The organism is Granulicatella sp. zg-84, from assembly GCF_010892375.1.
Classification (GTDB): Bacteria; Bacillota; Bacilli; order Lactobacillales; family Aerococcaceae; genus WM01.
Genome location: NZ_WNJX01000003.1, coordinates 1 through 25,886 on the forward strand (window position 1 = coordinate 1; position 25,886 = coordinate 25,886).

The 25,886-nt window shown below is 34.4% G+C and carries 19 protein-coding genes; 12 read left to right on the top strand and 7 right to left on the bottom strand.

What is annotated here, in order from left to right:
* Nucleotides 1–203 precede the first annotated feature (203 nt).
* On the top strand, nucleotides 204–611 hold the full coding sequence (locus GMA06_RS01090) for an LPXTG cell wall anchor domain-containing protein (protein ID WP_163561421.1): 408 nt from the start codon (nucleotides 204–206) through the stop codon (nucleotides 609–611).
* Nucleotides 612–679: 68 nt separating this feature from the next.
* The gene (locus GMA06_RS01095) at nucleotides 680–5,365 is read left to right on the top strand and encodes a Cna B-type domain-containing protein (protein WP_163561422.1); all 4,686 of its coding nucleotides are present in this window, start codon (nucleotides 680–682) and stop codon (nucleotides 5,363–5,365) included.
* Between the two features lie 93 nt (nucleotides 5,366–5,458).
* Here the strand turns inward: GMA06_RS01095 and GMA06_RS01100 are convergent, their stop codons facing one another.
* The gene (locus GMA06_RS01100) at nucleotides 5,459–7,735 is read right to left on the bottom strand and encodes a SpaA isopeptide-forming pilin-related protein (RefSeq protein ID WP_163561423.1); all 2,277 of its coding nucleotides are present in this window, start codon (nucleotides 7,733–7,735) and stop codon (nucleotides 5,459–5,461) included.
* A gap of 668 nt (nucleotides 7,736–8,403) precedes the next feature.
* Between GMA06_RS01100 and GMA06_RS01105 the strand changes: the two genes are divergently transcribed.
* The 9 genes from GMA06_RS01105 to dtd all read left to right on the top strand — a co-directional run bounded on the left by GMA06_RS01105 (nucleotide 8,404) and on the right by dtd (nucleotide 17,504).
* On the top strand, nucleotides 8,404–9,423 hold the full coding sequence (locus GMA06_RS01105; protein ID WP_205422843.1) for an ABC transporter substrate-binding protein: 1,020 nt from the start codon (nucleotides 8,404–8,406) through the stop codon (nucleotides 9,421–9,423).
* A gap of 51 nt (nucleotides 9,424–9,474) precedes the next feature.
* Nucleotides 9,475–10,422 (top strand): ABC transporter substrate-binding protein, encoded by a 948-nt coding sequence (locus tag GMA06_RS01110; protein ID WP_163561467.1) that lies wholly within the window; start codon nucleotides 9,475–9,477, stop codon nucleotides 10,420–10,422.
* Nucleotides 10,423–10,434: 12 nt separating this feature from the next.
* Complete coding sequence (locus GMA06_RS01115; protein ID WP_163561424.1) at nucleotides 10,435–11,328, top strand: ABC transporter permease; 894 nt, start codon at nucleotides 10,435–10,437, stop codon at nucleotides 11,326–11,328.
* Complete coding sequence (locus tag GMA06_RS01120) at nucleotides 11,328–12,131, top strand: ATP-binding cassette domain-containing protein (protein WP_163561425.1); 804 nt, start codon at nucleotides 11,328–11,330, stop codon at nucleotides 12,129–12,131. The genes GMA06_RS01115 and GMA06_RS01120 overlap by 1 nt, the downstream gene beginning before the upstream one ends.
* Before the next feature lie 366 nt (nucleotides 12,132–12,497).
* Nucleotides 12,498–13,412, top strand: a complete 915-nt coding sequence (locus tag GMA06_RS01125; RefSeq protein WP_163561426.1) for an ABC transporter ATP-binding protein — start codon at nucleotides 12,498–12,500, stop codon at nucleotides 13,410–13,412.
* An 8-nt stretch (nucleotides 13,413–13,420) separates the two neighbouring features.
* Nucleotides 13,421–14,191: an ABC transporter permease gene (locus GMA06_RS01130; RefSeq protein WP_163561468.1), complete on the top strand. Its 771-nt coding sequence runs from the start codon at nucleotides 13,421–13,423 to the stop codon at nucleotides 14,189–14,191.
* 162 nt (nucleotides 14,192–14,353) lie between these two features.
* On the top strand, nucleotides 14,354–14,695 hold the full coding sequence (locus GMA06_RS01135) for a hypothetical protein (protein WP_163545382.1): 342 nt from the start codon (nucleotides 14,354–14,356) through the stop codon (nucleotides 14,693–14,695).
* Nucleotides 14,696–14,823: 128 nt separating this feature from the next.
* On the top strand, nucleotides 14,824–17,025 hold the full coding sequence (locus GMA06_RS01140) for a bifunctional (p)ppGpp synthetase/guanosine-3',5'-bis(diphosphate) 3'-pyrophosphohydrolase (RefSeq protein ID WP_163545381.1): 2,202 nt from the start codon (nucleotides 14,824–14,826) through the stop codon (nucleotides 17,023–17,025).
* Between the two features lie 35 nt (nucleotides 17,026–17,060).
* Nucleotides 17,061–17,504 carry a D-aminoacyl-tRNA deacylase gene (gene dtd, locus GMA06_RS01145; RefSeq protein WP_163561427.1) on the top strand — a complete coding sequence of 148 codons (444 nt, stop codon included), beginning with the start codon at nucleotides 17,061–17,063 and terminating at the stop codon, nucleotides 17,502–17,504.
* A 329-nt stretch (nucleotides 17,505–17,833) separates the two neighbouring features.
* Here dtd and GMA06_RS01150 read toward each other — a convergent pair whose 3' ends face one another.
* The 6 genes from GMA06_RS01150 to GMA06_RS01175 all read right to left on the bottom strand — a co-directional run bounded on the left by GMA06_RS01150 (nucleotide 17,834) and on the right by GMA06_RS01175 (nucleotide 23,090).
* Nucleotides 17,834–18,313 carry a YbaK/EbsC family protein gene (locus tag GMA06_RS01150; protein ID WP_163545379.1) on the bottom strand — a complete coding sequence of 160 codons (480 nt, stop codon included), beginning with the start codon at nucleotides 18,311–18,313 and terminating at the stop codon, nucleotides 17,834–17,836.
* Nucleotides 18,314–18,405: 92 nt separating this feature from the next.
* Nucleotides 18,406–19,377: an NAD(P)/FAD-dependent oxidoreductase gene (locus GMA06_RS01155; protein ID WP_163545378.1), complete on the bottom strand. Its 972-nt coding sequence runs from the start codon at nucleotides 19,375–19,377 to the stop codon at nucleotides 18,406–18,408.
* A gap of 13 nt (nucleotides 19,378–19,390) precedes the next feature.
* Complete coding sequence (locus tag GMA06_RS01160; RefSeq protein ID WP_163561428.1) at nucleotides 19,391–19,942, bottom strand: divergent PAP2 family protein; 552 nt, start codon at nucleotides 19,940–19,942, stop codon at nucleotides 19,391–19,393.
* An 86-nt stretch (nucleotides 19,943–20,028) separates the two neighbouring features.
* Nucleotides 20,029–20,748, bottom strand: coding sequence for a YebC/PmpR family DNA-binding transcriptional regulator (locus tag GMA06_RS01165; RefSeq protein ID WP_163561429.1), 720 nt, complete (start codon nucleotides 20,746–20,748; stop codon nucleotides 20,029–20,031).
* Nucleotides 20,749–20,875: 127 nt separating this feature from the next.
* Nucleotides 20,876–22,387, bottom strand: a complete 1,512-nt coding sequence (locus tag GMA06_RS01170; protein ID WP_163561430.1) for a putative ABC exporter domain-containing protein — start codon at nucleotides 22,385–22,387, stop codon at nucleotides 20,876–20,878.
* The gene (locus GMA06_RS01175; RefSeq protein ID WP_205422842.1) at nucleotides 22,374–23,090 is read right to left on the bottom strand and encodes an ABC transporter ATP-binding protein; all 717 of its coding nucleotides are present in this window, start codon (nucleotides 23,088–23,090) and stop codon (nucleotides 22,374–22,376) included. The genes GMA06_RS01170 and GMA06_RS01175 overlap by 14 nt, the downstream gene beginning before the upstream one ends.
* A gap of 171 nt (nucleotides 23,091–23,261) precedes the next feature.
* On the opposite strand from GMA06_RS01175, the gene clpB reads away from it, so the two are divergent.
* Nucleotides 23,262–25,859 carry an ATP-dependent chaperone ClpB gene (gene clpB, locus GMA06_RS01180; RefSeq protein ID WP_163561431.1) on the top strand — a complete coding sequence of 866 codons (2,598 nt, stop codon included), beginning with the start codon at nucleotides 23,262–23,264 and terminating at the stop codon, nucleotides 25,857–25,859.
* Nucleotides 25,860–25,886 lie beyond the last annotated feature (27 nt).

Genomic DNA, 25,886 nt, shown 5'->3' on the forward strand with positions numbered 1-25,886 from the left:
GTTATAATTTGTTTTAGACATGATAATGACCTTTCTAATTTTGTGGTGAATCTTAGTAAGTTAATTATCTGTCTTTTTTTGTTTTTATAACACTATTTTGCTTTTGCACTTTATTTTACAACTCGGCAAGAGAAAATAATGATAGATTTACAGAAGAAGAAGTTGCTTTATTCTCAAAACGTATTACAGCATATTTAACAGAAATGGGCTTAGGAGATCGTATTGAGTCTATTAACCAGCATGGTAATACAGGAATTAGAGTTTTATTTACAAAAACAACTAAAACAGATGAAACAGGTACAGATGAAGTACAATTCGGATATATTTTCAATGCTGAAAAATTATATACAGTTGGAGAACCAGAACCAGTTTCCCCATCACTTCCAAAACCAGTGTTTCCACCAAGTCCAGCACCTGTTTTCCCACCAAGCACAAAACCATTAGAAGTAGCTAAAGGTGAAGAAACAAGTGATCAAGTTACACCAGTAGCAAAATCACCAGAAAAAACATTGCCACGCACAGGGGAAACAATGTCAGTATTTGCAACTCTTGCAGGAGCATTATCTATTTTAGGTTCTAGTGTTATGATTAGAAAATCTAAAAAAAATTAAGCTAGTCACAAACAAAGAAGATACTTGTTGATAAAGTATCTTTCTTTGTTTGGACTAAAGGAGTCATTATGAAAAAAATAATAAACGTCTTGTTGTGTATAACATTATTGTTTGCTACAGTGATGCAAACAGTGCGTGTTTTTGCAGAAGAGGTGCCTAATATTGCATCTGTTTCAACAAGATTATATACATTAGATGATCAAACTAAGTTTGATACAGGTTCTACAGCAACAGTATATGTGTCTGCAACGGGATCCAGTGAAACAACGGATAGTCCATATTCACTTGTCTATTTAGATAAGACAAAATTTAATCAACCTAATTCTGAAAATGTTTCAACAGCAGAAGGATTATCTAGTGTAGAGATTACTGAAAATGAAACACACTATATTATTCGTTTGAATTATACGTTACTTGCTGCAGGGGCATCAATTTCGGTACCATTTAATGCAATCTTAACAAATCGTGCTTGGTACAAAGGTGAAAAGTCTACAATAAAAACGGAATTGTATAGTAAAAATAATGTATTACTATCTGAGGATAGTTCTGTAACACTAGAAGCAAATACTCGGGTATATTATGTATTTATTGCAGGGGAAAAGTACCCTTCTTCTGGCTTGTTTGATGTATTTGATAAAGATACCGATGAGACTCATACAAAATTAAGTTCTGATTATATTGATACAATGAGGGTTAGTGTGTCGGGTGATTTCTACAGTAAAACTTTAGGTGATAGTCGATCCACAAAAATAGAGATATCTGTACCAGAACATGTCATTTTCGATCCAACCTTACCAAATAATAGGGAGTGGACCTATAATAGTGAAACAAAAACCGTTTCAATGATTGTACCTACAATAAGCAAAGATGAATATAAACATGTTGATTTTAAATATTCTAATGATTTTACAATCGGAGACAAGGTTGTCTACAATGTTACGCGGCAATTTGTCAATGAAAAGGGTGTGGTTGTAGATGATGGAAGACAAGTCAATTCAACTGATCGTACCCATCAATATATTGCAACAAATTCTGCAGGTATTATTCAAAAGCAGGCACTTGATAGAAAAATTGCTACTGGTGATAAAGATGTTCGAGTTTTTGATGAAGATAATTTCCAAACATTCGAATGGGATATTGCATGGGGATTTAAAGATCAACTTGACGGCCAAGATAGTTCTAATTTGAGAGTAGTCTTTAAATCTATTGAAGATTCGCCACATGAAAATATACTAGCATTTAAAGGTTATAAATATGTTCTGCATTATAAAGACCACTACGACGAGAGTACGATTGCAGCTTTATCTGCAAATAAATTGATTGGTATTTTACCAGATGGGACAGAAGAAGTTATCGCAACAAATATTAAACCCACAGAAGCAACTGGAAATGATGCGTTTAGGAATTATGTCGGGGCAAAATATTCAACAATACCGTTTCAAGAAATACCTGTTAAAGAATATAAAACAGTTAAATTAGTCTTTGATAAAGAAGTGAGTATCCCTTATTATAGACAGACACAAATTCACTTGCAGTATCAGACACAGCTAACAAAAGCAGGACATGAATTAGTTAAAACAACCTTGAGAGAACGTTTAGAAAAAGGAAGTACAGATCCTTATCCGGTTATAAATAAATTCAGTTCAACCTCTTCAGTTGGAAATGGAAATTCACCTATAACAGATGAAAAAAATAAAATTTATTTAGTTGGGAATAGTGCTAATATATCTGTGTTTGAAAATATTTTATTAATAAATGGTACCTCACGTTCTACAGCTGCTCTTGTAGGAGATACGGTCCGTCCGCTAACACGATTTAAAATTGCGCAAAATCGTACGATTCAATCTAATATGATGGAACAAGGGAAAGTTATTTTTTTAGTACCAGAAGGTTTAGAATTTCAAGAATTTTCAGTGTTTGATGATGAGCGATTAAAAGTTGATACAGAAAATTATGATATCATTTACAATTATAAAAACACGGGGAAAACAGCTTATATTTTTCCGGTGACATTGACTCAAACTGAAAAAGATGAAACGTTATATATGTATATGGGGCCAATCTTCAAGGCTACGCGTGAGTTAGCTGAAGGATCAAACTCGATTGAAACTTATCTGTCGTGGACGAATAATGAAAGAAATGGTGAAGAAGCTTGGTATTTAGGATCAAATCCTGATGAATTAGACACAAATGACAATGGTAAGACAGACGATAAAATCGTTAAGGCGACAAATAAGTTTTCATTTGCACCACCTAAAGAATTGATTATTACAAAAACAGTAAAATTACCAGAAGAAACGCAGTATACAAGTGGTGCGAATGTTGATGGAACGGGTACAGCCAATTATAAAGTGTCGTTAATCAATGTGCTCGATAATCCGGTGTCTAACATCTCGATTATTGATGTTTTACCAAAGCTAGATGATTTACAAACGGTTGCCAATCAAGATGGTGACTACCTCCCCCGTGAAACTGAATTTCCAGTGACATTGAATGGGCCGATTGTCGCAACTGAAAATTATGATGTGTATTATTCAACAGATACACCAAAACAGACACTATCAGAAAATGCAAGAAGTACTTGGCTTAGTGCTGATCAAGTGAGCGATTTTTCAAAAGTAACGATGTTTAAAGCTGTGATGAAGCAAGGCTACATGTTAAATAGTGGCAACACTGATTCGCTAACATTTGATGTGGCAGTACCAAGCACAGTATCAGTGACCGACAAACAAAAAGCGGTAAATACAGCAGCATATTATTATGGTAACGATATAACATCAGCTGTTGAGTCTAAAAGAGCTATTCTATTATTTAATGAATACACTGTCAGAGGAACGATTTTTGATGATGTCAATAAAGATGGTATTTACAATGGCGGTGATACTCTTGTGCCTGAACGTAAAGTAACATTATATAGTGTTTCTCAAGATGGTACAGAAAAAGAAATTGCTGCAACAAAAACAAATTCCAATGGACAGTATACATTTGAGGATGTTGTTGAGTTAAGAGGTAATTATAAAGTGAAGGTTACTTTAGAAGATGAAGAAACCGTTGCTACTCTGGTTCCAAGTACAGATAATATTATTGGTACGGATATTAATGATAGAGCCGAAAATAGTTTTACTCTCTCTCCAACACAAAAAGTCAAAGTAGTAAATGCAGGATTAGTCATTCCTAAGAGATCAACAGTAACAGTAAATCATGTATTTATTGGCAATGAAGAGAAAAATTCTACGGAAACAAAAACAGATATTATTGGTAAGACGTATGAGTTTTCTCCAAGAACAGATGTTGAAGGTTATGAGTTAATTAAGACAGAAGGTCAACCGAAAGGTGAGTACGTAGAAACAGCTAGTGTTGTAACATTTACATATGCATCTAAGAAAACATCAGTGACTGTAACGAAAACATGGGAAGATTCAAATAATCAAGACGGAAAACGTCCAGAAACTGTGACAGTTGTTCTATCTAAAAAAATAGATGGTAAGTCTACTGAAGTTATAAGAAAAGAATTAACTATTGCAAATCAAACAGACGATAATACATGGCAGTACACGTTTGAAGAATTACCTCTTTACGAAAAAAGCACAAAAGTTGAGTATACGGTTGATGAAGAATTGTCAGGAGATATTTATACAAAATTCGTCAATGGATATACGATTACGAATACACACAAGCCAGAAATGATTGATATTGTAGGTAAAAAAGTATGGAATGATGCAAACAACCAAGACGGAAAACGTCCAGAAACAATCACGGTACGCTTGTTAGCAGATGGAACACTTGTATCAGAACAAGTCATAAGACAGTCTGACACACCAAATGAATGGTCATTCACATTCCAAAATCAACCAAAATATAAAGCAGGACAAGAAATTGTCTATACAGTCGAGGAAGTAAGTGTTGATGGATATGCAACGGATATCACTAAGTATGTCATTACGAATACCCATACTCCTGAAGTGAAAGATATTCAAGGTAAAAAAGTATGGGACGATGCAAACAACCAAGATGGTAAACGTCCAGAATCTATTACGCTTGAGTTGATGAATGGCGACAAAGTTGTTCAAAAACAAATTGTTAAAGCTCCTGAAGATAATACAACTGCTTCAGAATGGGGATATCAATTTAAAGAACTACCAGTATATGAAAACGGACAAGAAATTGCCTATTCTGTCCGAGAAGTACCGGTTAAAGATTATGAAGCAACATATGAAACAAGCGTAGATGGTGAAATCACTATTACAAATACTCATATACCAGAAACAATTGATGTTATTGGTAAAAAAGTGTGGAAAGACTACGATAATGTGTTTAATAAACGTCCAGAATCTATTACGATAAATTTGAAACGTGGAGATAAAGTCATTGATACTCAAGTGGTAAAAGCACCAGAAACTGAAGAAAAAGTTAATGAATGGTCATATACGTTTAAAGATTTACCGAAATATGAAAACGGACAAGAAATTGTTTATTCTGTTTCAGAAGAAGAGGTTAAAGGTTATAAAACTGAAATTGAAGACTATGTGATTACGAACACTTATGTTTATGTGAGAATACCAGATAAATCAGATGAACCTTCGACACCAGAATCTGATAAAGAAACAACATCTTCAAATAACCATGAAATGAATGCAACAAATCAATCATTGCCTAAAACAGGTACAGATACATCAGTATCAATGTTTGTTGCAGGCATAGGTATATTGTCTATGCTTATGGGGTATGTTCTTTATAGGAAAAATGAACAATAAAAAAACTCTCGTATTCAGCTTTTACTGAATACGAGAGTTTTTTAGCAGATTGTTGATGGATTATTCCCACCAATACGATTTATGATAGAACCATTATTTTATGTTTTTTCTTTTATAAACAAAGCCAGTTAAAATAATTATTGTTATTCCAAGTATTTCTATCCACATTACTGTTGATTCACCTGTATGCGGAAGAGTTTTTGTATTTGGTATTTTTGATGGATTAGGAGTAGAAGTTGTACTCGTTACTCGAGTGGTACTTGGCGGTATAGGATAAGTATACTTATTGGTAAAAGTTGGTAATTTATCCGAGTTATCATACATTACTTTAGCAACAAGTTGACTATTTTTATCTTTCGTGACTGTGATAAGAACTTTTACTTCATTTATATCGTAAGTGATGTTAGTCTGACCGTCATTTTCTTCGGTAATTGTATACGTATAAGTTCCCTCTTTGTTAAATGTCAATTTTGGGAATGTAATATGACCTGATTTATCATTGGTAGCTATTTTTTGTTCAATGCCGTTACCTTTGAGTACAAATTTAAATTGTTCTGCTTCTAATTGTTTTTCAATTAGCATTTTTTCTGCTTCAAGTGTAACAAATGTTGGTATTATTGTTTTATGATTCGTAAATATACCAAGGTCAAGTGGTTCACCTGGTTCAGTAATGCTTACTTGACGTGTTTCTTGATTTAAGTCGTATCCCGTAATGGTTGATTTTTCAGCAAGCGTGTAGTCACCATATGGAATATCTTCAAAAAGTGCTACTCCATTTTTGTCTGTTCTTACTTCTTTTACTTCAACATTTCCTTGTTTCAAGACAAAGACAACATCTGCTAACAATTTTGTATTATCGTCTGCATCGACCTTTGTTATTTTAACACTACGTTTTCCAATGTTTTCAACTTGGTAAGGTACAATCGCTGGAGTTGTGTCATCAAGAACAACTGTTTTTGGTTCTTTGTCAAGAATATATCCGCTAGGAGCTTCTGTTTCTGTGATAGTGTATTTACCTAATTTAAGATTGGAAACAGTGGCTTCACCTTTATCATCTGTTGTGACAGGGTATTCAATTCCTGCCTCGTTACGCACTATAAATTTGGCCCCTGCTAGACCTTTGTTTTTATCAATACTGTCAATTTTTTTGATTTTTAAATCTTTATGAGGAACGCATCTTTCTACTGGTATTAAATCACCACTTTCAATGGCTTTTGCCCACTCTTGAGTAGGTTCTTTTGACATGTAGGCTACAATTCCTGAGGATTTCGTTTGTCCTGAAATGGTATCTGTATAAGTAGTGATCAATTGAACCCAAATACCAAATTCTGGATTATAATTCCCGCTTGCGACAACAACATATTTTGTATGCGTGTTATTTTGGGTAGTGTATTCAAGATTTTTCCCGTTTTCTGTTCTAGTAAAAGTATGAGTCACATCTTCCCATGTATTATTATGAGAGCGGAAACTTCCGTCGAGTATTTCGTTTTCTGGAACAGCATAGATAGTTAAATGTGTATCGGCATTTCGTGACACTCTCGAATCTTGATCATAAGTAAATGTTAATTTGCTGCCAGTACCAGAAACTTTTGCATTCATCACCGTTTTAAACATCTTGTTTATAGGATTGACTTCTGTTAGTTTAACGACAACTTCTGAGGGATTTTGCGAGTTGACACTCTTAAAACGGGTAACATCATTTTCGGACCAGTTGTCTAAGTAGTATCTATAAGAAGACTCATGACCTACATAGTTTCCTGTAAATGTATAGTCTTGGTTTCCACGAAGTTTGTCTTGGTTCAGTGTTTCAACATATTCTGTATGAATTTGAATATCTTTGTGAGTTTCAACATAGTCTGTAAAAATATAAGTAATGATATTCGTTGTTGAATCATAGTGGGCTGTTGCGACTAATGCGTTATCGTTATCTTTTGTGTAAATATCTTTTGCTCGAGCGAGATCTTGTTGAAGTAAATCTTCAAAACGCGTTTCAGGAGGTAATTGAACTGTGAAAAAATCTCCTTTTTTTAGTGAAAGATTTTCGTTTTTTAATGTTCCGTCAAAAAAAGTATGAATCGTTTGTTCGTCATTTATCTCCCAAATTTTATCATTCGAATCTGAGTAGCCTTTTGGAATACCATCTACTTTTTCACCGTCCCACTTTTTATGTTCAATTTTAACATCAGTAAAAGTTTTGTTGACGTTTCTTCCAACTTTACACTCATCTTCATAGGTAGATGTTATATGGTTTTCTGTTGCTGAGGGATTTTCTTCTGCTAAAATTATCAATGGTGAAAGTAAGCTGCTTGCAGCAAGCGTTGTAATGAGTAGTGTTTGATTTATTTTATGTAAAAAATGTTTCAGTCCCATTTTTAATGTCCTTCCTAATGAATGCTATTCAATCATTTTATTCGTAGTTTACTATTTGGAGTATGTTAGCGTACACAAAATCCGTTATAGTATTGTTTTGTGGATAGCATTCTCCCTTTTAGACAAATCTATTTGTATTATACCCCCCTCCATTATGTTGAACAAGAGTTTTGCCATAAAAAACCACTATTTTTTAACGTTTTAGTCTATTTGATGTTTACTAAATTAAAAAAATGAAGATTGATATATATACCAAGTTTTTTGTGAAATATGGTAACAAGCATTTGCTCATTCAAAAAATAATTATTTTTCTACTTGACTTTTCAAAAAAATTAGGATATAGTAATCCCAAGATTAAAAATACATGAAAGGGAGATTGTAGATGACTAGCAATATCAAACAGCAAATGAACCGTACAAATCGTTATTACTTTAGCTACTTTAGATAATGTTTGTGTTCAGTCAATGGATACAAACAATAAAAGTTTGTATCTATGGGGCTAAGGCAGTTTGATATGTGTTTATCCGCATAGATGAAGATTCTAAGCGGTAGTACATCAATCATCTTTTTATGTGATAGACATTTAGATATAGATGAACCGTTTAGATTTTCTAAACGGTTTTTCATGTTTAATCAAAAAATAATACAAAATATAGGAGTGAGAAATAATGGAAAAAACTCGATTTAGTCAGGAACAATTGAAAAATAAAAAATGGAATGTAAAAAAAATAGGTGCAACAGCACTTATGGGACTAAGTTTATTATTGGTAGGTTGTAGTCAACAGTCATCTACATCTGTTAAAGAAACGGAACATGTAAAAATTGGTATTTTACAATTTGCAGAACACGATGCTCTAACAAGTGCACGTGAAGGATTTTTAGAGTCATTGCGTGAAGCCGGTTATAAAGAAGGTGATAATTTGACGGTGACATTACAAAATGCGATGGGAGATCAAAGTCAATTGCAAAGTATGAGTGAGAAAATAGCTGGTAAGCAAAATATTCATTTTGCGATTGCAACACCGGCTGCACAAGGACTTGTGAATGTAGATGCTAAAACACCGACCGTATTTACAGCAGTGACAGATCCTGTATCAGCAGGGCTTGTGAGTGATGTGGAAAAACCAGATGGGAATGCGACGGGGACAACCGATTTAACACCAGTTGATAAACAAGTTGAGAAATTATTATCAGTTGTTCCGAATGCTAAAAAAGTTGGTATTTTTTATAACTCTAGTGAAGTGAATTCAGAATCTCAAGCAAATGCAGCAAAACAGTTTTTAGCAAGTAAAGGAATTGAAGCTGTTGAAATGACTGTAACGAATACAAATGATGTACAACAAGTATTAACATCACTTGCAAGTCATGTGGATGCTATTTACTTCCCAACAGATACAACAGTTGCATCAACGATTTCAACCATTAAAGATGTTTTAATGGAGAAAAAAATACCAGCTCTTGGTGGTGATGAAGCTGTTTTAAAAGGGATGCTTGTGACGTATGGTGTAGATTACAAAGAAATTGGTAAGCAAGCAGGAAAACAAGCCGTAGAAATTTTAAAAGGTAAAAAAGTAAGCGAAGTTCCTGTTCAACAACCACAAAATCCGTCAATTAAAATAAACAAAGAAATGGCAGCTTCACTAGGTTTAGATATTGTCCAATTAGAAAAAGCATTAGGTATCGAGTAAACTATATTTCTTTTTCCTACGTTTAAAAATAGACATAGGAGAGATAGTATGATGTGTAAAAAATGGATAGTTGTTTTATTGGTTATGGTGACTTTAGGAGCATGTAATATGTCACAAAAAACAAGTAAGTCTGCTGTACGAATAGGGGTTTTACAATATGTAGAGCATAATTCTTTGACAGCAGCACGTAAAGGATTTGAGGAAGAATTAGCACAACAAGGATATAAAAATGGCGAAGAGGTTGTGCTAACGGTACAAAATGCACAGGGTGAACAGCAACAGTTGCAAACGATGGCTGAGCAGCTTGTTAGAGATAGTGATTTTATTTTAGCGATTGCAACACCGTCTGCACAGACATTGGCAATGGTTTCTGAAAAAGTACCGGTTCTATTTACGGCAGTAACAGATCCGGTATCTGCTGAGTTAGTAACATCTTTGGAAAATCCGTCTGGCTTGTTGAGTGGGACAAGTGATAGAGTGCCGTTGGATAAACAAGTGATGTTGATGAAGGTTTTATATCCAACTATTCAAAAAGTGGGAGTTTTATATCATACGAGTGAACAAAATTCACACATTCAAGTGGAGGAATTAACGCAATTATTAAACAAGGAACAGATTGAAGTTGTTGTTAAAGGTGTTACGAATAGCCATGATATACAAGATACAGCCAGTCGTTTGATGAAAGAAGTAGAGGTCATCATGGTACCTACAGATAATTTGATTGCTAGTACGATGACGTTACTAGGTGATTTATCTACGAAGTATAAGGTGCCTATTATTGGAGGGTCCATAGATATGGTGAAAGAGGGCGGTTTGTTTACCTATGGTACAGATTATGAATTTTTAGGACGACAAACAGCTAAAATGGCTATTCGTTTATTAAAAGGTGAAAAAATAGAAACAATGGCAGTAGAGTATCCGGAAGTCGTCAATCTTTATGTTAATGAGGAGATAGCGAAAGTGTTGGGGATTGACACATCGATACTTTTAAAAAATTAGGAGGAATATAAAATGGATATGATTGTATCAAGTATATCGCAAGGTCTGTTATGGTCTGTTATGGCGATTGGTGTCTATATTACATACCGATTATTAGATATTGCGGATTTAACAGCAGAGGGAAGTTTTCCTCTTGGTGCAGCGATTTGTGCAAGTGTGTTAGTTAATGGAGGGCATCCATTATTAGCAACTTGTTTAGGTATGTTAGGAGGTATGATAGCAGGTGCTATTTCTGGTTTTATTCATACAAAAATGAAAATTCCTGCGCTGTTAACGGGGATTATTACCTTGACGGGATTGTATACAATCAATTTGAAAATTTTAGGAAAAGCGAATGTCGCATTGTTGAAACAAGAAACATTAGTCACTCAAGTACAATCTTTGGGATTAGATAAGTCTTTTGCAGTGATTGTCATTGGATTGATTTTTGTAGGGGTTATGTCTACTTTCGTCACATTATTTATGAAAACCGAAATTGGATTCGGTTTTTTAGCGACAGGAGATAATGTGCCAATGAGTGAAGCGAATGGTATCAATGTATCTGCTATGAAAATTTTAGGCTATATGCTTAGTAATGGATTGATTGCTTTATCAGGTGCACTTTTAACACAAAATAATGGATTTGCTGATTTGAATATGGGTGTTGGAACTATTGTGATTGGTTTGGCATCGATTATTATTGCAGAAGTCATGATTAAAAATTTGAGTTTAGGTTGGCGATTCGCTTCTGTCATTCTAGGGTCTATTGTGTACCGTTTAATTATCGTTTTTGTATTAGAAATACCAGGTATGGATACACAAATGGTGAAACTTGTATCGGCTATTTTATTGGCAGTTATTTTGTATGTGCCTGAAGTGCAAAAAGCATTAAAAATCAAACCAAGAATAAGTAAGGAGAAAGCATGATGCGTACAATATTATCATTAAAAAATGTGCACAAAACCTTTGAACTGGGGACAATCAATGAAAATCATGTATTAAAAGGTCTTTCACTAGATGTTATGGAGGGAGATTTTATTTCAGTTATTGGAGGTAATGGTGCTGGAAAATCAACCTTAATGAATGTGATTGCAGGTGTTTTACAAGCGGATATGGGACAGATTGTTTTAGAAGATACAGATATTACAACGCAACCTGTTAGAAAACGTTCAAAAAAAATAAGCCGTGTGTTTCAAGATACAAAAATGGGAACAGCAAGTCGTATGACGATTGAGCAAAATTTAGCTATCGCGATGAAACGTGGGCAATCAAGAGGCTTGTCGTGGGGTGTTAAAGAAAAAAATAGAACCTTTTATCAAGAGGTATTAAAAGAGCTCGATTTAGGATTAGAAAATCGCTTAAAAACAAGTGTGGAATTTTTATCGGGTGGACAAAGACAAGCATTAACATTGTTGATGGCATCTTTAGCTAGTCCGAAATTGCTCCTTTTAGATGAACATACAGCAGCCTTAGATCCTAAAACGAGTGAAATGGTTATGGCTTTAACAGAGAAAATAGTCACACAACATCATCTCACTACTATTATGATTACACATAATATGGAAAATGCTATTCGCTATGGAAATCGTTTGATTATGTTACAAAGTGGACGTGTTGTTGTGGACATAGCTGGAGAAGAGAAGAAACATTTAACTGTACCACAGTTGATGGAACTCTTCCACCAAAGAAGTGGGGAATTTATGACAAGCGATTCTTTGATATTATCGTAGTGATTCTTTATGTTCGTTGATTTTATCTTTTAGTGGGTCTGAGTAGAAAATTCATAAATTTTAACAACAATATTTTTATCTTAAATTTGTTAGAATTTCTGATTTTATCCAGCCCCATTTTTTAAAGTTGCTCAACAAAATATAGCGGTTATTTTTTTGAGAAAGATATTGTTTAGAATGTATGTAGCGTGCCGAAATAGTAGACGTTATTTAAGGTATGGGGTAGCATTATTTGAATATAGCTATAGACTATGCTATACTTTAATGAAAGATTACCAACCATATGGTTCAACTATGACACTGTTTTAGCAGTATATAGTGAACCTTTTTGTTTGGGAAGATAGAAACGGATAGGAGGGTGTAGAAATGGTCTATGCACTAGATATAAAAGGATTAAAAAAAGTCTATGCGTCTGGTACAGAAGCATTAAAAGGTATTGATTTACGTGTTGAAGAAGGCGATTTTTATGCGTTATTAGGACCGAATGGAGCAGGAAAGTCAACGACGATTGGTATTGTGACGTCATTGGTAAATAAAACGTCGGGTAGTGTGTCTGTTTTTGGGTATGATTTAGATACGCAACTTGTTCAAGTAAAGCAACACATTGGGATTGTGCCACAAGAGTTTAATTTTAGTCAGTTTGAAACAGTAGAGCAAATTGTCGTCAATCAAGCAGGTTATTATGGTGTACCTCGACAAGAAGCGTTAAAACGTAGTGAAAAATATTTGAAGCAATCGAATTTATGGGAAAAACGTCATACACGTGCCAGAATGTTGTCGGGAGGAATGAAACGTCGATTGATGATTGCGCGTGCGTTGATGCATGAGCCTAAATTATTGATTTTAGATGAGCCAACAGCAGGAGTAGATATTGAATTAAGACGTGAGATGTGGACGTTTTTAAAAGAGTTAAATGATAATGGGACAACGATTATTTTAACAACACATTATTTAGAAGAGGCAGAGATGCTATGCCGAAATATTGGCATTATTCAATCTGGGAAATTGATTGAAAATACGAGTATGAAAGATTTATTGTCTAAATTACAATATGAAACATTTATTTTTGATTTAGCACCAAATCAACCTGCATGTTATTTAGATGGTTATGGTTATCGTATGCAAGACGAGCAAACATTGGTTGTTGAAGTCGAAAGAAATCAAGGTATCAATGGTGTGTTTGAGCAACTGAATGCACAAGGTATTCAAGTGGTATCCATGAGAAATAAATCAAATCGTTTAGAAGAACTATTTTTACGCTTAACGGAGGAAAGTCAATGAAGCAAAATTTGTTATATCTATATTGGATTGCTTTTAAAAGTATTGCCACAAAAGAAACCAATCGTTATTTAAGAATTTGGATTCAGACACTTTTACCGTCTGTGATTACAACATCCCTGTATTTTATTGTCTTTGGGCAAATGGTTGGCTCACGTGTAGGGGATATGGGTGGTTTTTCTTATATGGCATTTATTGTCCCTGGTTTAATTATGATGTCTAGTATTACAAGTGCTTATTCAAATGTATCATCGTCTTTCTTTTCTCAAAAATTTCAAAGAAATATTGAGGAAATTTTAGTTGCACCCGTACCCGCGTCTATGATTATTTTAGGATTTGTTGCAGGTGGTACAGGGCGTAGTCTGATTGTCGGTACATTAGTTACAATGGTGTCGCTATTTTTTATTCCTCTACACGTTCATTCCTGGTTTGCTGTTATTCTTGTTTTAGTATTGACGGCTGTTTTATTTTCGTTAGGAGGTTTAGTAAACGGCGTTTTAGCTCGAAATTATGACGATGTGTCCATTATGTCGACTTTCGTCTTACAGCCCTTAACCTATTTAGGTGGTGTGTTCTATTCCATTGCAGCATTACCTCCATTTTGGAAAACCGTATCCTCATTTAACCCTATTGTGTACATGATTTCCGGATTTCGATACGGCTTTTTAGGTGTTGAGGACGTTCCATTTGTTGTGTCGATAGGTGTTTTAATATTGATTATTGCGATTTTATATACGGTAAATTGGTATTTAATCAAAACAGGAAGAGGATTGCGAAGCTAGTATGAATAGTGCATGTGTTTTATACATCAGAAAAACGAATATATGTGTCAGTATGAAACAATCTGGAGAGGTTGTTTCATACTTTTTTACAACATCACTGTTAAGCGTTTACAAAAAAAGAGGTAAGGAGTATAATATGAATAACGAAAAGGAGGCTATAATATGTTAGCAACATATCGTTCAGATATTCTTGACGTGATGATAGATATGAATTCTTATTTAATGACAAAAGAAGATAAAACGTCCGACGAACTCGAAATACAAGAAATTGTCGAAACGTATATTCCCTCATTTGTTAATACGAATTATCAAGGATCCCTATTAAATAAAATGATTGTTGAATGCGTTGGGAAGTTAGAATACACGATTATTGTTCATCATGTATTGTTAGACGCTTTTTTAGCAGAAAAATGGAAACAATTACGTTTGATTATGCTAAAATCTGAAAATGACGTCACTTTAGCAAGACCTGTTGCACGATTATATGGAGAATTACACAGATAAGAGAAGTCTTGTTAAAACAAGGCTTTTTTTATCTGAAAAATAAAAGATTTTTTTAGAAAAACATTGATAATTCAATGTTTTTCAAGTATGATAGCACATAGATTATAAAATTGAGAATGGAGATCTTTATGGCAAGGCAAACAAACTATACAGCACAAGAAGTCTTTAATATTTGTGCTTCTTATATGAATGAAGACCATGTGGCATTTGTGAAGAAAGCCTATGCTTTTGCTGAAAAAGCACATGAAGGTGTCACACGAAAATCTGGAGAGCCTTATATTTTACATCCTATTCAAGTCGCAGGTCTTTTAGCGGATTTACATATGGATCCTTCAACGGTTGCGACAGGATTTTTACATGATGTTGTAGAAGATACAGACTACACGTATGAAGATATGGTAGAACAATTTTCTCAAACAGTTGCCGATTTAATTGAAGGTGTTACGAAAATCGGACAAGTTGAATATCAATCAAAAGCAGAAAATAAAGCAGAGAATCATCGAAAAATGTTGTTGGCAATGGCAAATGATTTACGTGTTATAATTGTAAAATTAGCAGACCGTTTGCACAACATGAGAACCATGGAGTACCAAACGCCTGAAAAACAAGCTCAAAAATCAGAAGAAACATTGGAAATTTATGCACCTTTGGCACACCGTTTAGGGATGAGTAAAATCAAATGGGAACTAGAAGACTTATCTTTACGCTATTTAGAAGCAGAAAAATATTATGAAATTGTTGGTTTAATGAATAGCCGTCGTGAAGAAAGAGAAAGCCAAATCAATGATACGATTGTGGATATTCATAAAGCAATTTTGGAGATGAGTATTCAAGCGGATATTACTGGGCGACCAAAACATATTTATTCCATTTATAAAAAAATGGTTGGCAAGAAAAAAGAATTTAGTGAAATTTATGACCTACTTGCCGTGCGTGTATTGGTTGAAGATATAAAAGACTGTTACGCTGTATTGGGTGCTGTACATACAAAATGGACACCTTTACCAGGGCGATTTAAAGATTACATAGCGATGCCTAAACCGAATATGTATCAATCGCTCCATACAACAGTACTAGGGCCGGGAGGTACTCCTGTTGAAATTCAAATTCGTACCTTTGACATGCATCGTATTGCAGAAAATGGGGTAGCTGCACACTGGGCATATAAAGAGGGTGTGACACAAAAAGTACAATCCAATTCATTGCAAGAACATTTCAACTGGTTTAGGGATATGTTGGAACTACAACACGATTCACAAAATGCGGGTGATTTTGTTGAAAGTGTAAAAACTGATTTATTTTATGATAGAGTTTATGTATTTTCACCAAAAGGCGATGTGACAGAGTTACCAAAAGGATCTACACCACTTGATTTTGCTTATAGTATCCATACCGAACTTGGTAATAAAACAGTTGGTGCTACAGTCAATGGACGTAATGTAGGATTGGATACTCAATTAAAAAATGGCGATATTGTTGGCATTCGGACGAGTAATCATGCCAATCCGTCAACGGACTGGTTAAATTTTGTTGTTACAAGTCGTGCTAAAAATAAAATTAAACGTTATTTTAAATTACAAGAACGTGATGTAAGCATTGAACGAGGAAAGGCATTACTTGAAAAAGCTATCCAAGATTTAGAATTTGATCCAAAAGAATTTTTGACAAAATCAAAAATTCTCGATATTGTGGACAAAATGAATATGTCGAGTGATGACGATATTTACGCATCTATTGGGTTTGGAGAACTATCTCCTCTTACGGTTGCCAATCGCTTAACGGAAAAAGAACGACGCCAGCGTGAACAAGAAATCGAAGAAAAGAAAATCTTTGCCGAACCTGAACAAACACAAACGGCGATGAAAATTCGAGATGAAAATGGCATTATTGTAGCCGGAGGAGATAATTTGTTAATTCGTCTTAGTCGTTGTTGTCGTCCTGTTCCGGGAGATAAGGTTGTCGGGTATATTACCAAAGGGCACGGTATTTCTGTCCACCGTTCTGATTGCCCAAATGTTCAGTTGTTTGGTGAAGAACGTAATCGTTTGATTGATGTCGAGTGGGATGCTTCCATGACAAAACAAACCGTAGATTATGACACAGAATTGGTTGTAACGGCATATGATCGAAATGGACTATTCACGGATATTGTGAATACAGTAAACAGTGTTGTGAAACGTATGCAAAGTATCAATGCGAAAGTAGACGACAATCAAATTGTGACAATTACCATTCGAGTGGGTATTCAAGATATTTCTGAACTGGACAAACTAGTCGATAAAATTAAAATGATTACAGATGTTTACCGTGTTCATCGGGTGATTGCATAAGAGATTGTATAGAAGGTTATTAGTAGGAGGTTATAATGAAAGTTGTTGTACAACGTTGTCAACAAGCACATGTGCGTGTGGATAATGCCATTATCGGTCAAATCGAACATGGATTTGTCTTGCTTGTTGGTGTAGCAGAAACAGACACGTTAGATGATGTTATGTATTTAGTTAGAAAAATTACACAATTACGTGTTTTTGAAGATGAGCAGCATAAAATGAATTTAAGTATTATGGATATAAAAGGAAGTATTTTATCCATTTCACAATTTACTTTATTGGCAAGCACAAAAAAGGGAAATCGTCCAAGTTTTACAAAAGCAGCTAATCCAGAAAAAGCAAATCAATTTTACGAGTTATTTAATGAAGAGTTGAGAAAAAATGGACTTGTGGTTGAAACAGGACAATTTGGTGCTGATATGAAAGTATCGCTTATCAATGACGGTCCCGTTACCATTATTTTTGACACAGAAGAATAAAAATCTTCAAATAATGTCCTATTTAACAAAAAAGAGGAATTCTGATATTTTAAAACGTCAGAATTCCTCTTTTTGATTTTTTTGTTTATCGTCATATTTTAGTGTTTTTTCATGTTGTTTTTATAGAAAGAAAAATCACTGAACAACGAGGTTGTGAAAAATACGATACAAGGTAAACTTATCAAAACAGGGCTTTATATAAAGGGATTTAGAGTAATATATAGCATTATGACTAATCTTTTCACGTTGAGCTGTATCATCACAAAAACCTTCCTTTGTTTAAACCTATTGCTTATTTAAATAGGGGTTGTGATTATCATGACTTATATTTAGCAAGATATAATAAGTGGTGAATGATTTGTATACTCAAGAAATCGTAAGAAGTCACTGTATGCAATATTGAGTGTTGTGGTATTAATAAAAGGGTGAAAACCAACCGTTAATGTTGGATCAACCTCTTTATCAATAATTACTTGGATTTTTTGTTCGGTATCAAAGTGTAAACCAAATGGTGTGACAGTTCCGGGTGTGACGTGTAGGAGATTGGCGAGTTCTTCTTCATTCACAAAAGAAAGTCGATTTTTCCCTAGTAATGTGGCTAATTGTTTTAAATCGGCGATTTTTTCATCTTTTAAAATAATAAGATAGTAATCTTTTCCTTTTTTTGTTTTCAAGCATAAATTTTTTACTTGTTGCCCTGGGAGCACAATATCTGTATCTTTAACAGATGAAATTGGTTCGTGATCCAAGCGTTCATACGGGATGTTTAGTGTGTCGAGTAATGTGTATGTCCATGTTTCGTGATTCATATTTAGCCCTCCTATTATAGCAATAAGGCTGATACATGTGTATCAACCTTGTTTTATTCTACTGTAAACACTGTTTAAGATAGAGTTTTTTATTATAAACTTGTTGTATGCATTGGTTGAACACGCGCTTTTGGATTGATAAAGACCATCGCGTTATTGACAGCCGTAGGTGCTTCTCCAAATCCAGAGGCGATTAAATCGACTTTACCTTCATACGTGCAGCAATCTCCAACGGCAAAAATACCTGAAATAGAGCTTTCTTGTTTTGTATCTACAATAATGGCATTTCTTTTCAATTCTAAGCCCCAATTTTTCAAATTACCAACAGACGTACTAAATCCGTAATTGACAAATAGATGATCGACAGGAAGTGTCACTGTTTCATCTGTTTTTACTTTTGTTAGCTCGATGTGCGATAATTTTTTATCTTTTCCTATCAATTTTGTTGGAAGATGAGGTGTGTGAATATTGATTGATGATTGCTTTAATTGTTCAACACTGTGTTCCATAGCACGAAACTCATCACGTCTGTGAACGATCCGTGTTGATTTTGCGATAGGTTCAAAGGCTAGCGACCAATCGACTGCTGAATCGCCACCTCCAAGTACCACAACGTCTTTATCTTTGTATTGTTCAATGTTTTGAACGTGATAATGAATGTTTTCAAATGTATCAATACCTTCTAAATCAAGCGTACGAGGTTTAAAAGCACCCGCTCCAATCGCAATAATCACTGTTTTGGTGAAATGTGTACCTTGATTTGTCGTTAACACAAAATGTTCATTTTCTTTTTCAATATGTAGCACTGTTTCATTTAAACAAACAGTTGTATCAAATGGACTTAATTGTTCCAATAATTTTTCAGACAGTGTTTGTCCAGTTAAACGTGGATAGGCTGGTACGTCTAAAATCGTTTTTTCTGGATAAAGCATAATCGGTTGACCGCCTAGTTGATGTAAAGATTCGATGATTTTTACTTTTGCTTGCCTCAAATGTGCATAAAAAGCTGTAAATAAACCAATTGGTCCTCCACCAATAATGGTAATGTCAAAAATTTCTGTCATAATTCCTCCAAAATTAAATATGATGAATAAAAAAATCTAAAATAATAGCAGTAAGCACGCCTGTGAAAAGTCCGGCAAAGACTTCGGTTGGTTTATGTCCTAGATATTTGGTAATAATCATTTCACGTAAATCTAGGTCATCGTCGTCATCAGGATCTTTAAATGTTAATGTTTCAATGACTTTTTTGTTTTCTAGTTCTTCTGTTAGTCGTTCAATCACAATACCTTGTTCACCACTTTGTCGACGAACACCCATAGCATCAAACATGATGATAACGCCAAAAGTCGTCGCAATGGCCACATAAGGAGAATCCATGCCGTATTGAATAGCAAGAGCTGTAATTAAAGAACTAACAGCCGCTGAGTGTGAACTAGGCATTCCTCCGGTTGAAACGGCTAATTTTAAAGAAGCTCTATTGCTGTTAGAAAAATAGGCAATAGGAATTTTTACCAACTGTGCCACTAAAATAGAAACTAATGATGCAATCAGTGGGAAATTATCTAATAACACATGAACGCTCCTTTCTTTTTTATGTCCGTCCTGACTATGATACCATGAAACCATTGTTTTAGGTATCAAAAAGTGATGGTTTGCGTAAAATGTAAAGAGAATGTAAAAAGAGTTACCTAGGTGTAGGCAACTCTTTTTGCTTATTCGCTTAAATCAACATTGTGGTATACTTTTTGTACGTCATCTAATTCTTCTAGAGCATCAATTAGTTTTTCAAATTTGACTAAATCATCTCCTGTTAGCACGACTTCATTTTGAGGAACCATTTCAATTTCCGCAACTGTAAAATCTGTAATTCCCATATTTTGTAAAGCGACTTGAACAGCATGGAAATCACTTGGTTCAGCATAGATGATAGCTTGGGCGTCTTCTTGAACGACGTCACGTACATCAATATCTGCTTCAATTAACGCTTCAAATAATGCTTCAGCATTTTTGCCTTCAATACCAAAGACGGCTGTGTTATCAAATAAATAAGATACAGCACCACTTACACCCATGTTTCCGCCATTTTTTCCGTAAGCTGCACGAACGTCAGAAGCTGTACGGTTCACATTGTTTGTTAGAGCATCTACAATAATCATAGAACCATTTGGACCAAATCCTTCATAGCGTAGTTCAGAGTAGTTTTCTTCTCCGCCACCTTTAGCTTTATCAATGGCTTTATCAATAACGTGTTTTGGCACATTGTATGTTTTTGCACGTTCGATAACGAATTTTAATTTTTGGTTTGTTTGTGGGTCAGGATCACCCTGTTTTGCTGCCACATAAATTTCAATACCGAATTTTGCATAGATACGACTATTATTTGCATCTTTGGCTGTTTTCTTTGCGACAATATTTGCCCATTTACGTCCCATATTTTCACTCTTTTCTTTAAAAATTTACTTTTCTATTATACGTTGAAAGTATCAAAATTGGAAGTAAAACAAGAATATGAATTGACATAAAAACTGTGTTGGTGGGGTAATCCACCAACACAGTTTACTATTCAGATTTACCTTTTTCAAAATGTTGATACACAACGATGCTCATATAAATAGAGAGAATAACGAAAGCGTATGTTAATACCATGGTGCTTATCAATGGTGTTGTGTTCAACCCAAATAGAAGTAGAGCAAATGGTAATTGAGTTACTATTGTTAGAATCATGTGAATAATTTGTTGTAAAAAGTTTCCAAAATATTTATGGAATAGAATAGCTTGTATATTATAAACACGGAAAATATCGATGCTTTTCAATCCAAATACTAAGATACCCATATATAAAGATAAAAACATATCGTGAGATATATTCATAAAAACAAGGGTAAAGACCATACAATAAATCGCTTCAAGTACTAGTTTAACGATTAAGGGATAGGTTACTTTATACACGGTTTTAACCGGTAATAAATGTAAATACGTGTCGTTAATAATGGTTTCATCTTTGACTGTTTGGAAAAAGAAACGAGAATATAAGATGAATACAGATGCAAGGCCAATAAGATTTTCTTTAGAAATTTCTAAAGAAGGTAAGAGTATATTCCCGACAATTAAAATACCAATAGCAATAAATTTTGGAATGTTGACAAACCATAATCTACCGGCTGTAATCCATGCTTTATCGAGTAAGGCTTTTTCTCTTTTTCTTGTGAATGTTTTTTTCGATTGTTTGAATACATTTTTAAATTGCATGCTTTGGCCAGATGAAGCACGAGCAATAGTTTGTTCTGTTTTATTGATGTAGGCTAATTCTGTTTCGTAATAAGATGCATCAATGGATAATCCTACTTTATAAAGTAAAAAAGTACTCAGTGTTAAAAGCACAAATCCAATGATTATGTAGAATACATTAAGTGATGCAAGACCGTAAATTAAAGCACTTGCCCAACCTAGTAGTGGGTATAGATAAATGAATGGGGATGTTGCAACACTTTCTGCGGATGTAAAAAATGTATGCAGAAGTATTCCTACAAATCCAACAAGGATTATGCAAACAATTAATTTTTCTAATAAACGATTTCTTAATCGAACGATGTAAAGTACGAGTGATGACAGATATATAAACCAAATAGGTACCAATATAATTGGAATAAGCAATACTGAAAATGGCAAGTATCCAATAGCACCTCTCATTTGAAGAGGAAGAATGAAAAATATCAATCCTGTAGTTGGAAGTAGTGCCTTAAATTGTACAAACATAAATGTTTGAAATGGCGTTAATGGTGCGGGCATTAAAAAATTCGCATCTGCATAACGGAAACCAGCAATTGCTTTTTGGTTAAAAATACTTAAAAGAATAAGCCCAAATATTAAGATAACTGCAACAACGGGAATGGAACTTATTTTTAAAGCACCTAAGGTGTCATAGGCAGGTTGTGTTGTTACAAGTAAGTAAATGGTGTAGCCAATTCCAAGTAGACTCAGAAGAACGCCAGGAATGACTTTACTAGCTTGTCTTGGAAATCTAAGGGCGTTTTTTAAGGTGAAAAGTAAATATTGTTTATATAGTGCCATCAGATTCACCTACTTTTTCTGTATAGCCAAAGTAAATATCTTCTAATGAGTTTGTATCATCAAATGTATCTTTTGTTGCGTGGAATACAATTTCTCCGTGCTTCATAATCAATACTTGATCCCATAAGTTAGAAACACTGTCTAACAAGTGTGTACTGATTAAAATACAACACTCTTGTTTCAATGTGCTTAATGTTTCTTTTAGTGTTCTAATAGCGTCTGGATCTAGTCCGATTAAAGGTTCGTCTAAAATCAATACTTTTGGATTTAAAATAAGAGCACAAATAATACTTACTTTTTGTTTCATTCCTTTAGATAGGCTACCACATAATTCATCTTTTTTAGGTGTTAAATGGAACATATCTAAATAAGTCATTGCCTTTTCTTCATAATCCTCTACGTGATAAGCATTTGCAATAAATTGAAAATGCTGATACACCGTTAATTCATTATAAAGTTCTGGCACTTCTGGGATATATGCAATTTGCCGTTTGACATTTAAGTCATTGATTGACACATCATTTAATGAAATATAGCCTGTATAATTTAAAAATCCAGTAATACATTTAATGATTGTTGATTTCCCTGCTCCGTTTTCTCCTAGTAAAACGGTAATTTGTCTATCTTCTAAAGTAAATGTTACGTTTTTGTTTGCAAAATGTGAACCGTAAGATTTACTAACGTTAAGAACTGATAACATCATATAACCTCCTTTTTTTCTTAATCATAATTATATCGAATAAACACAAAAAAACAAATTGGACTTTAGGCTTAATTTAAACAACAATCAAAAAAATATTTGACTTTATTTGACCTTCGCATTATAATTAGCACTGTAAGGTATAGAGTGCTAAAGCATAAAGAGGTGATGTCTATGAATATAGAAAAAATGACAACAACCATGCAACAAGCGATTGGGCAAGCACAACAAATCGCTATGTTACGTAAACATCAAGAAATCGATACTATTCATTTATGGAAAGTATTTTTAACGCATGGGCATTTTGCTAGACAATTATATGAAGATATTGGTGTCAATGTAGATACTTTTAATACGTATGTAGATGAACAATTAGATAAAGTATCCGTTGTTGAAGGGCAAAGTATTCAATACGGACAAGCAATTAGTCAGCAGCTATTTCAATTATTTGCACAAGCAGAAGCTATTCGTGAGCAATTTCAGGATGCATATATTTCTACAGAAGTTGTTTTATTAGCACTATTTGCATGTCCACAACAAGTATTGTGCCAATACTTAATCAAACAAAACATAACACAAGATATGTTAAAACAAAGAATTGATGATATGAGAGGAGGACAACGTGTGATGTCACAAAATCAAGAAGAGCAATATGAAGCATTGAAAAAATATGGTGTCGATTTAACGGAAGCGGTCAGAAGCGGGAAGCAAGACCCAGTGATTGGTCGTGATGAAGAAATTCGAGATGTTATTCGTATTTTATCACGTAAAACAAAGAATAATCCAGTACTCATCGGGGAACCTGGAGTTGGGAAAACAGCGATCGTCGAGGGGTTGGCTCAGCGTATTGTGAAACGTGATGTTCCTGAAAATTTAAGGGATAAAACGATTATTTCATTAGATATGGGAGCACTTATTGCTGGTGCAAAATATCGAGGAGAGTTTGAGGAACGTTTAAAAGCTGTTTTAAAAGAGGTAAAAGAAAGTGATGGTCGTATTATTTTATTCATTGATGAAATACATACGATTGTCGGTGCAGGTAAAACAGAAGGAAGCATGGATGCTGGAAATCTGTTGAAGCCGATGTTAGCTAGAGGAGAGTTACATTGTATTGGGGCAACCACATTAGATGAGTATCGTGAAAATGTCGAAAAAGATAAAGCGTTAGAACGTCGTTTCCAAAAAGTATTAGTAACAGAACCTACGGTAGAAGATGCGATTAGCATTTTACGTGGCTTAAAAGAGCGTTTTGAAATTCATCACAGTGTTAATATTCACGACAGTGCTCTAGTAGCGGCGGCAGTATTATCAAACCGTTACATTACAGATAGATACTTACCAGATAAAGCCATTGATTTGGTCGACGAGGCATGTGCAACTATTCGTGTGGAATTAAACTCAATGCCAACAGAACTAGATCAATCAATTCGTCGATTGATGCAACTAGAAATTGAAGAGGCTGCATTGAAGAAAGAGCATGATGATGCAAGTAAAAAACGTTTACTAGATTTGCAAGAAGAGTTAGCAAATTTGCGTGAAGAAACGAATGCATTGAAGTTGAAATGGGAAACGGAAAAAGAAGAGGTTAATGCACTGAGTGCGAAACGTCAAGAGTTAGAACAAGCACGTCATGAATTAGACACAGCCGAAAGTGCCTATGATTTGGAAACAGCAGCGATGTTAAGACATGGTAAAATCCCAACATTAGAGCATGAATTAAAAGTTTTGGAAGAAAAACAAGATGCTTTACAAGAGGAACGTTTAACACAAGAGTCAGTGACGGAAGAACAAATTGCTGAAGTTGTTGGGCGTTTAACAGGTATTCCTGTCACACGTTTAGTAGAAGGTGAACGTGAAAAATTATTAAAATTAGACGCTACATTACACGAACGTGTCATTGGACAAGATGAGGCTGTACAACGTGTTGCAGATGCGGTACTGAGAAGTCGTGCAGGGCTACAAGATCCTAATAAACCTATTGGTAGTTTCTTATTCTTAGGCCCAACTGGTGTCGGGAAAACGGAATTGGCAAAAGCGTTGGCAGAACAGTTGTTTGATTCAGACACGCACATGGTTCGTATTGATATGAGTGAGTATATGGAAAAATTTGCTGTATCTCGTTTAGTTGGAGCGCCTCCGGGGTATGTCGGTTATGAAGAAGGTGGTCAATTAACAGAGGCGGTTCGTCGTAGTCCATATACGATTGTGTTATTAGATGAAATTGAAAAAGCACATCCAGATGTGTTTAATATTTTATTACAAGTTTTAGATGACGGACGTTTAACAGACTCTAAAGGAAGAACAGTAGATTTCAAAAACACGGTGTTTATTATGACGAGTAATATCGGTTCATCTGTTTTATTAGACGGTGTAACAGATGACGGTACAATCACGCAAGAAGCACAAGAAAATGTGATGAGCTTGTTAAAAGCACATTTTAAACCAGAATTTTTAAATCGTATTGATGATACAGTTTTATTTACCCCATTAAATAAAGCAGTTGTTAAAGATATTATTAAAAAACTGGCAAAAGATTTAAGTGTTCGATTACAAGCACAAGAGATTCGCTTAGAATTAAACGATGATGTTCTCGACTGGATTGCAGATAGTGCCTATGACCCAATTTATGGGGCAAGACCTTTGAAACGATTTATGACAAAAGAGTTGGAAACACCACTTGCAAAAGAAGTCATTAAAGGACATATTATAAAAGGGAAAACGGTTCTTGCGATATTACAAGAAGGAAAACTTGTTTTTCAATCTAAAGAATAATTGTTGTTAATCATAAAAGACAGGTCA

Excerpts from the sequence above, each read along its gene's own strand:
- GMA06_RS01090 (WP_163561421.1), top strand. The coding sequence starts at position 204 with ATGGGCTTAGGAGATCGTATTGAGTCTATTAACCAGCATGGTAATACA.
- GMA06_RS01095 (WP_163561422.1), top strand. The coding sequence starts at position 680 with ATGAAAAAAATAATAAACGTCTTGTTGTGTATAACATTATTGTTTGCT.
- GMA06_RS01100 (WP_163561423.1), bottom strand. The coding sequence starts at position 7,735 with ATGGGACTGAAACATTTTTTACATAAAATAAATCAAACACTACTCATT.
- GMA06_RS01105 (WP_205422843.1), top strand. The coding sequence starts at position 8,404 with ATGGAAAAAACTCGATTTAGTCAGGAACAATTGAAAAATAAAAAATGG.
- GMA06_RS01110 (WP_163561467.1), top strand. The coding sequence starts at position 9,475 with ATGTGTAAAAAATGGATAGTTGTTTTATTGGTTATGGTGACTTTAGGA.
- GMA06_RS01115 (WP_163561424.1), top strand. The coding sequence starts at position 10,435 with ATGGATATGATTGTATCAAGTATATCGCAAGGTCTGTTATGGTCTGTT.
- GMA06_RS01120 (WP_163561425.1), top strand. The coding sequence starts at position 11,328 with ATGCGTACAATATTATCATTAAAAAATGTGCACAAAACCTTTGAACTG.
- GMA06_RS01125 (WP_163561426.1), top strand. The coding sequence starts at position 12,498 with ATGGTCTATGCACTAGATATAAAAGGATTAAAAAAAGTCTATGCGTCT.
- GMA06_RS01135 (WP_163545382.1), top strand. The coding sequence starts at position 14,354 with ATGTTAGCAACATATCGTTCAGATATTCTTGACGTGATGATAGATATG.
- GMA06_RS01140 (WP_163545381.1), top strand. The coding sequence starts at position 14,824 with ATGGCAAGGCAAACAAACTATACAGCACAAGAAGTCTTTAATATTTGT.
- dtd (WP_163561427.1), top strand. The coding sequence starts at position 17,061 with ATGAAAGTTGTTGTACAACGTTGTCAACAAGCACATGTGCGTGTGGAT.
- GMA06_RS01150 (WP_163545379.1), bottom strand. The coding sequence starts at position 18,313 with ATGAATCACGAAACATGGACATACACATTACTCGACACACTAAACATC.
- GMA06_RS01155 (WP_163545378.1), bottom strand. The coding sequence starts at position 19,377 with ATGACAGAAATTTTTGACATTACCATTATTGGTGGAGGACCAATTGGT.
- GMA06_RS01160 (WP_163561428.1), bottom strand. The coding sequence starts at position 19,942 with ATGGTTTCATGGTATCATAGTCAGGACGGACATAAAAAAGAAAGGAGC.
- GMA06_RS01165 (WP_163561429.1), bottom strand. The coding sequence starts at position 20,748 with ATGGGACGTAAATGGGCAAATATTGTCGCAAAGAAAACAGCCAAAGAT.
- GMA06_RS01170 (WP_163561430.1), bottom strand. The coding sequence starts at position 22,387 with ATGGCACTATATAAACAATATTTACTTTTCACCTTAAAAAACGCCCTT.
- GMA06_RS01175 (WP_205422842.1), bottom strand. The coding sequence starts at position 23,090 with ATGATGTTATCAGTTCTTAACGTTAGTAAATCTTACGGTTCACATTTT.
- clpB (WP_163561431.1), top strand. The coding sequence starts at position 23,262 with ATGAATATAGAAAAAATGACAACAACCATGCAACAAGCGATTGGGCAA.